We start from the raw sequence: 7,548 nt of genomic DNA on the forward strand, positions 1-7,548 counted from the left end.
CCTTTTTATTAGTATAAAGGATATTTAGCAAGTAAATCAGCTACACGTTTTGTACATTCTTCCTTGTTTGCTTCAAAGTTAGAAAGTGTTTTGAAGATGATTTCTGCGATTTCGTCCATATCTGCTTCTTTCATTCCTCTTGTCGTAACGGCTGGTGTACCAAGTCTTACACCACTTGTTACAAATGGAGATGCTGGATCAAATGGAATTGTATTTTTGTTACATGTTACACCGATTTCATCAAGCATATGTTCAGCTTCTTTACCAGATATGTTAAGACTTCTTACGTCTAAGCTCATGACATGGTTATCTGTACCACCAGATACGATGCGTAATCCTCTATCCATTAATCCTTTTGCAAGTGTCCTTGCATTTTTGATGATTTGTTCTTGATAAGCTTTGAATTCAGGTTGTAAAGCTTCTTTGAAGCTTACAGCTTTTGCAGCGATTACATGCATTAATGGACCACCTTGAATACCAGGGAAGATTGCTTTATCAATCATTGGTGCTAATTCTTTTGAACAAAGAATCATACCACCACGAGGTCCTCTAAGTGTTTTATGTGTTGTTGTTGTTACGAAGTGTGCATATGGTACTGGGCTTGGATGAAGTCCTGCTGCCACGAGACCAGCAATGTGAGCCATATCTACCATAAGGTATGCACCAACTTCATCAGCGATTTCTCTAAACTTCTTGAAGTCGATGATACGTGAGTAGTTACTTGCACCAGCAATAATCATTTTGGGTTTGTTTTCAAGAGCAATTTTTCTTACTACTTCATAATCAATAGTTTCTGTTTCTCTATCTACTTCGTAAGATACAATATTGTAGTGTTTACCAGAAATATTAACTGGACTACCATGAGTTAAGTGTCCACCATGACTAAGATTCATACCCATTACAGTATCTCCTGGTTTAAGTACTGCGAAGAATACTGCTTGGTTAGCTTGTGACCCTGAGTTTGGTTGAACATTAGCGTGTTCTGCTCCAAAAAGTTCACAGGCTCTATCTCTTGCTAAATCTTCTACTTTATCTACTACTTCACATCCACCATAGTAACGTTTTCCAGGATAACCTTCTGCATATTTATTTGTAAGTGTGCTTCCCATAGCAGCCATAACTGCTTTTGATACAAAGTTTTCTGAAGCGATTAATTCAATTTTATTGTTTTGTCTACTCGTCTCTTCTAAGATAAGAGCTACCATTTCTTGATCTACAGTTTTTAATTCATCAAGTGTGTACATATATTTCTGCCTCCTAAATTATTGTTTAAAATTATATATGATAAAGATAATATCTATATACCTTATTTATTTTGATATGCTGCATAACCTCTTCTAACAGCTTCTTTATTCATTTCGATAGTATGTGGTGGAACTGTTTTTTCTACAAGTTCTTCCCATTCTTTAATATCGTCGCCGATATATGCTGCATAAGCACCTATCATAATCATATTAACCACGCGAACGCTTCCTAATTCCTCTGCAATAGATAATGCATCCATTAGGCAAAGATTTTTGCAACTTGCTTTAAGGGTTTCTTCAATATTTACTGGATAAGGTTCTACACCCATAACAACTGGCATAGGATCAATTTCTTGTGTATTTGCAATAAGTACACCATCTTCTTTTAAGAATGGTAAGTATCTTAATGCTTCTAATTTTTCAAAAGCAAAGATAATATCCGCTTCTCCAAGTTCTACAAGTGGAGAATAAACTGTATCACCATATTTTACTTGCATAACAACGCTTCCTCCACGTTGTGACATACCGTGCACTTCAGACATTTTTACATCATAATCTTTAGATAATGCATAGTTTCCAATGATACGTCCTGTTAAGAGGGTACCTTGTCCACCGACACCTACGATTAATATATTTTTAGTCATCTTAGTTTTCCTCCTTCCCAATAGCGCCTTTAGGACAGACAGTAGCACATACGCCACAACCTGCGCATAAAGCCGTATTAATAGTTACTTTATTACCTACTTTTTGAATAGCAGGACAACCAAGTTTTAAGCAGGCACCACAGCCTACACATTTATCATGACTACATTTGTATACTGGCCATTTTTCTTTGATGATTAAACGGCAAGGTGCTTTTGTAATGATTACAGATGGTGCATCTTTAGCTGTTTCTTCTCTAAGTGCTTTTTCTACAGCTTTCATATCATAAGCATTAACTGTTACAACATTATTAATACCTACTGCTTTGCAAAGTGTGGCAAGATCAAGGGCATAAGTTTGTTCCCCTTGTAATGTTTTTCCTGTACCTGGGTTTTGTTGATGACCTGTCATACCTGTAATTGAGTTATCTGCAATGATAATTGTAGATACACCTTTGTTATAAACGATATCTACAAGTCCTGTAATACCAGAGTGAATAAATGTTGAGTCTCCGATAATCCCTACTACATTTTTAGTAAACTCTTTTCCTCTAGCTTTTTCCATACCATGGGCCATACCAACACTTGCACCCATACATACGCAAGTATCAATTGCTCCATGTGGTGGTGCTGAACCTAATGTATAACAGCCGATATCCCCTGTAACTGTTAATTTAAGTTTATTAATAACTGTATAAACACTTCTATGTGGACATCCTGGACAAAGTACTGGAGGTCTAACTGGTGTTTTTTGTGCTTCTCTATATGTAGGAAGTGCCATACCAAATACTGATTTAAGTTGTCTTACAGTAATTTCACCTTGTCTGCCGAAAAGTTCTTTACCTTTTACATTGATACCAGCTGCTTTTACTTGTTCTTCAATCACTGGTTCTAATTCTTCTACAACATAAATTTCATCTAAACCTTCTGCAAATGCTTTAATAACTTCAAGAGGTAATGGATTAAGCATAGCAAGTTTCATAATATTAGCTTCAATGCCTGTTTCTTTAACATATTGATAGCAAATACCACTTGTAATAATACCTACTTTATTATTGGCTTTTTCAATACTAAAGAGTCCTAATTTTTCAGCATCAGCACTTAAGCGTTTCATGCGTTCCTCTACAACAATATGTCTAGGTTTTGCATTAGCTGGTGTCATAACATATTTTTTAATATCCTTTTCATAAGGTTTAAGTTCATAAGCTGTTTTTTCACCAAGTTCTACAACACTTTGTGAATGAGCAACTCTTGTTGTTAATCTAACGATAACAGGTGTATCATATTCTTCACTAATTTCCATAGCTTTTTTAACATATTCTTTACATTCTGTACTATTAGATGGTTCAAGAACTGGCACATTAGCTGCTCTTGCAATCATTCTTGTATCTTGTTCATTTTGTGAACTATGCATTCCTGGATCATCTGCTACAAATGCTACAAGTCCTCCATTAACACCTGTATAAGCTGCTGTAAAAAGTGGATCTGCTGCAACATTTAATCCTACATGTTTCATAGCTACTACTGATCTCGCGCCTGCTACGCTACTTCCTATTGCTACTTCCATAGCTACTTTTTCATTTGGTGCCCATTCTGCATAAATATCATCATATTTAGCAATGAACTCTGTGATTTCTGTACTAGGTGTTCCTGGATAAGCAACAGCTACTGTAGCTCCTGCTTCATAAACACCGCGTGCAATGGCTTCATTTCCAAGCATCAACTTTTTCATTTCACCCTTACCCCATTTCCTCGGTTAATAATTTTTTGCTTCAAATACAAATGTATATATATCATATCATTATTGCTTTGCTAATTTCAATATTTTATATACAAATAGAAATTTTAATAGACAATTTTTGCAATTTTTCAATGCCTTTACACTATTTTTTTATAAGTGTATACTTTTCATGACCTTTAAAGTGAACTTAAGTTCAAGTATTTTTTTTAAATTGCATATACTCTAAAGGAAATAATTTTATAAGGAGGGATTCAAGTGGTAGAACCTCATCTCCATGAACGTATACTAAACTTTGCTGTATCTACTGGTGAGTTTATGCTCAAAAGCGGCGCTGAAACTTATCGTGTAGAAGACACTATTACCCGTATCTTAGAAGTACATAAATACAAAACAATCGATACTTTCGTTATTCCAACGGGTATTATGGTCACCATTAATGATGACTCCTTCGCAATGGTTACTAAAGTTGTTCGTGTTAAAAATAGAAGTACGAGACTTGACCGTATTGAAAGCCTTAATCAGCTTTCTCGTGATTATGTAGACGGCAAATTAGATGTCTATGAAGCCAGGCTAAATTGGAGGAGCTCAAAAAGGCACCAAGCTATTACTCTTCTAACCTGATTATCTTATGTATTGGTATTAGCTGTGCCTTCTTCTCTGTTATGTTTAATGGCGGCATTTTAGAATTTATTCTTTCATTCTTTATTGGCACAGCTATAGGCTTCTTACAGTCTCTGCTTACAAATAAAAGCATCGTTAATTTCTTTGTTTTATTTTTGTGCGCTTTAGTCATAGGGTTTGCTGCAAGCATTTGCAGCTTCATCTTTAAAACAGCTATTCACGAAGAACCTATTGTTATCGGCTGTATTATGCCTCTTCTCCCTGGAGTAGCCTTCACAACTGCTGTTCGTGATGCCATTGGCGATGAACTCATTTCTGGCATAGCTAGAGCTGTAGAAGCACTCCTCGTGGCCGTTGCTTTAGCTGCTGGCGTTGGTAGCTCTCTTGGACTTTCTCAGTGGATTGGAGGATTATTATGATTATTAGTGTCATTAGTGCTTTTATTTCTACCATTACTTTCTCAGTGGTATTTCATGTACAAAAAAAGCACCTACTTATTTGTGGCGCTGTAGGAGCACTCGGCTGGCTCATTTATTTACTTTGTTTAGATAAAAATCTTTCACCGATTATTTCTACTTTCATTGCTAGCTTGCTAGTTACGCAGCTTTCGTATATTCTTGCAAAGAAACGTAGAACGCCAGTTACAGTCTTTTTGATTGCTGGTATCATTCCGCTAGTACCAGGGGTTGGTCTTTATCGTACCATGTCAGCCATACTAGATTCTAACTATAGTTTAGCTGTCAATTATGCAACTCTAACATTTCAACTTTCTGCCGTTATTGCTGGCGCTATCGTTATCATTGCTTTACTGCCACTTTTATGGCGTAAGCCTCAGCGTAGAAGAAAAATATAAATGCTTATTTTATTAATGAATATTTATATTTTTCTCAATTTATAGAATTTTAAAACTTTTATTCCATATCATTTTATACTAAAGGTACTTATTTTAAATTATCTATAAGGAGATATAAAATGATATGGAAATCACACCTTTACACGCTCTCAACCTGTTTAACTCTTCTCTTATTATTTACAGGCTGCCATGAAATCAAACTTCAAATGATTCACCTACTTTATGTACCGAATTTAATGTAGAAGGCTATTTACCTTTACGTGTTTTAGTTCCTAAAAATAACGATAAAGCCTATGTCATTGCACTAGATATTCATGACAATCCTAAAGACCTTGATTTTTACGCCTCACCTTTAACCACAGTTCTAATCTTAGATTATACTTCTAAAGGATTTGTTAACCCTAGACCTATGAAGCTTCCAGAGGACTTTACTTATAGCGTAGCAATGACAATTGATCCAGCTGGTAAAAATCTTTATTTTTCTGCTAAAAATCCAGCTTTCTTTGCTAATAATTTTATCAATATTGCTCATGGCACATTGAATGAAATACCCTTACTCACGTAACCTCACTAGATGCTATTAACACAAAAACTAATCAACTTGTTACAGCTCTTGATGATCACTATAATATGCTTTATCTTGGCACACTTACAAGCCTCTAAAACCAAGTATTTTATGCTTCAGCCATAATACCACTACGCCTACTAGTCAGCTTATTATTATGATTCCCCTTTAGGTACTTTTAACCTCATTGCAACGTCGCTTAAGGATGGCCACCCCAAAAACAGTATTCTCCTAGACTCTACCATTAAAATATACTCCCTACTATCCGTGGCGATGGCTCTACTGTTTATTTCTATCAGATTACTAGAAAAGGCAGTTATAGCGGTAAGCTCCAAGACGGTGTCCTTTATAAAATCAGCTTAAAGGGCTTACTTTCATACTCTGGACCAACCTGTCTTGAAACAGATAAGTCCGCTTGGGATAGCCCTGTTTGGTGGCGAGTCGGTACGAGTCACTATTATGGCATTTTTAACGGCGCCATGCCTAATTTTTCTTAACTATAATAATCCTAGAGTTCGTGAAGAAATCAAGGAAGCTGCTACTAAATGGCTCAGCTTATGTGTGGATGGTTTTAGACTAGATGCAGCTATTCATGTCTATAGCGATCATGAATTCAACAAACAAAATAATCAAGAAGCTCATAACATTCAATGTTGGAATGAATTTGCCACTGCCTGTGAAGGCATTAATCCTACTGTTTATCTAATTGGTGAAACTTGGGATGACGATAATGCTTTTCCAAACTATGTACATCCTTTTTACCATTAAACCCTTTGATCATCATAGATGAAATGAATGCGATGATATGTGAGTACTGAGATTTAGAATAAAATAAATCAAGATTTAACTTATTTAGGAATTTGATTATATCCAAAGAATCATTAAGTATTTATGTAATCTCCTTATAATTATGTTTTTTGTCGACTTAATTATATCAAGAACTGTCATAAATATTTTTTATTTTGCTCAAAATCGTACTGGAAAATTATTGGTACTAATTTTACACGTTTATAGTTTCTATTTATTTAATGAATTATTATAACATTATTTTATCATATTTATATTCTACATATTTGTATGTTAAACTTGTTTTATCATAATCGTAAACTTAGTCCTAATCTTTTCCAGTAATAATGAGTTGTTCTAAATAATATTCGATTTTAGCGTAAGTTGTTTGTCGTAAACGTTTTTTCATGTAAAGACAACTTTCCTATTCTATAGATAACATTAGAAAGCCTTTCGTAAGTATATAACGTTATCCTTTTGAGTGTGTAAAACTGATATAAGTCAACTATAATCAATGTGTAAAATCTTTGGATACTAACGCCTTTCCCCTGATTATGAAGCATTGTTTGATTGATACAATCATGATACAATCATGATACAATCATAAAGTAGCATTGTAAGTAATGCACCTAGCAATTTTCCATACAGAATAGCTTCTACATATTTAGTTTTTCCGACATGCATTTTATCTATAGAAAGTATATTTTTTAAAACCTTAAAAAGTAACTCTATTTGCCATCTCATACGATAAAGTTCTGTAATAATTGAAGCATTAAACGTTTCTCTATTGATGTTAGTAATCATAAGATTCCAGTGTAAAAACTGACATTTGTATACATCGATATCAGCACCATTATTTTGTATAATAGCCTTTCTGATACATTTAGTTGCAATGTCATCAGAAAGTTTTACACCTACTAAGCAGACTTTAAGCTTGTTATATTTTTCGGTTCCAATAGAATCTTTACTTTGGCTAAGAAGTTCTTCTAACTCCAGTTGTTCATAGATAGCATATCTTTCTGAAATTGATTTGTAACACTTTAAATTTGTTTTGATACGACTAATGAAAAAATTTTTCTTGTAGTTTACGAAGAAAA

At 34.4% G+C, this 7,548-nt stretch carries 6 protein-coding genes and 1 pseudogene; 3 read left to right on the forward strand and 4 right to left on the reverse strand.

The genetic code is table 11. From position 1 onward, the window contains the following. Positions 1 to 8 precede the first annotated feature (8 nt). The 3 genes from JCM14822_RS08025 to iorA form a co-directional block, all read right to left on the reverse strand. Positions 9 to 1,244 (reverse strand): serine hydroxymethyltransferase, encoded by a 1,236-nt coding sequence (locus tag JCM14822_RS08025; RefSeq protein ID WP_054741303.1) that lies wholly within the window; start codon positions 1,242 to 1,244, stop codon positions 9 to 11. A gap of 62 nt (positions 1,245 to 1,306) precedes the next feature. Then, positions 1,307 to 1,888: an indolepyruvate oxidoreductase subunit beta gene (locus JCM14822_RS08030; RefSeq protein ID WP_054741305.1), complete on the reverse strand. Its 582-nt coding sequence runs from the start codon at positions 1,886 to 1,888 to the stop codon at positions 1,307 to 1,309. A 1-nt stretch (position 1,889) separates the two neighbouring features. Then, the gene (gene iorA / locus JCM14822_RS08035; RefSeq protein WP_054741307.1) at positions 1,890 to 3,617 is read right to left on the reverse strand and encodes an indolepyruvate ferredoxin oxidoreductase subunit alpha; all 1,728 of its coding nucleotides are present in this window, start codon (positions 3,615 to 3,617) and stop codon (positions 1,890 to 1,892) included. Between the two features lie 324 nt (positions 3,618 to 3,941). Between iorA and JCM14822_RS21770 the strand changes: the two are divergent. From JCM14822_RS21770 to JCM14822_RS08055, 3 genes and pseudogenes are all read left to right on the forward strand, one after another. After that, positions 3,942 to 4,666 (forward strand): annotated as a pseudogene (locus JCM14822_RS21770) (threonine/serine ThrE exporter family protein). Beyond that, a complete protein-coding gene (locus JCM14822_RS08050; protein WP_054741313.1) occupies positions 4,663 to 5,100 on the forward strand; it encodes a threonine/serine exporter family protein in 438 nt (145 codons plus the stop codon). Before JCM14822_RS21770 ends, JCM14822_RS08050 begins: the two are co-directional and overlap by 4 nt. A gap of 1,024 nt (positions 5,101 to 6,124) precedes the next feature. After that, positions 6,125 to 6,433 carry an alpha-amylase family glycosyl hydrolase gene (locus JCM14822_RS08055; RefSeq protein WP_054741315.1) on the forward strand — a complete coding sequence of 103 codons (309 nt, stop codon included), beginning with the start codon at positions 6,125 to 6,127 and terminating at the stop codon, positions 6,431 to 6,433. A 597-nt stretch (positions 6,434 to 7,030) separates the two neighbouring features. On the opposite strand, the gene JCM14822_RS08060 is transcribed toward JCM14822_RS08055, so the two are convergent. Then, on the reverse strand, positions 7,031 to 7,548 hold a 518-nt coding region (locus JCM14822_RS08060; RefSeq protein WP_157047683.1), incomplete at its 5' end, for a transposase.

Source organism: Cellulosilyticum ruminicola JCM 14822 (assembly GCF_001311925.1).
GTDB lineage: Bacteria > Bacillota > Clostridia > Lachnospirales > Cellulosilyticaceae > Cellulosilyticum > Cellulosilyticum ruminicola.

What these genes read in the sequence shown, in the direction of transcription:
- JCM14822_RS08050 (WP_054741313.1), top strand. Translation starts at nt 4,663, where the DNA reads ATGATTATTAGTGTCATTAGTGCTTTTATTTCTACCATTACTTTCTCA.
- JCM14822_RS08030 (WP_054741305.1), bottom strand. Translation starts at nt 1,888, where the DNA reads ATGACTAAAAATATATTAATCGTAGGTGTCGGTGGACAAGGTACCCTC.
- JCM14822_RS08025 (WP_054741303.1), bottom strand. Translation starts at nt 1,244, where the DNA reads ATGTACACACTTGATGAATTAAAAACTGTAGATCAAGAAATGGTAGCT.
- JCM14822_RS08055 (WP_054741315.1), top strand. Translation starts at nt 6,125, where the DNA reads ATGGCATTTTTAACGGCGCCATGCCTAATTTTTCTTAACTATAATAAT.
- iorA (WP_054741307.1), bottom strand. Translation starts at nt 3,617, where the DNA reads ATGAAAAAGTTGATGCTTGGAAATGAAGCCATTGCACGCGGTGTTTAT.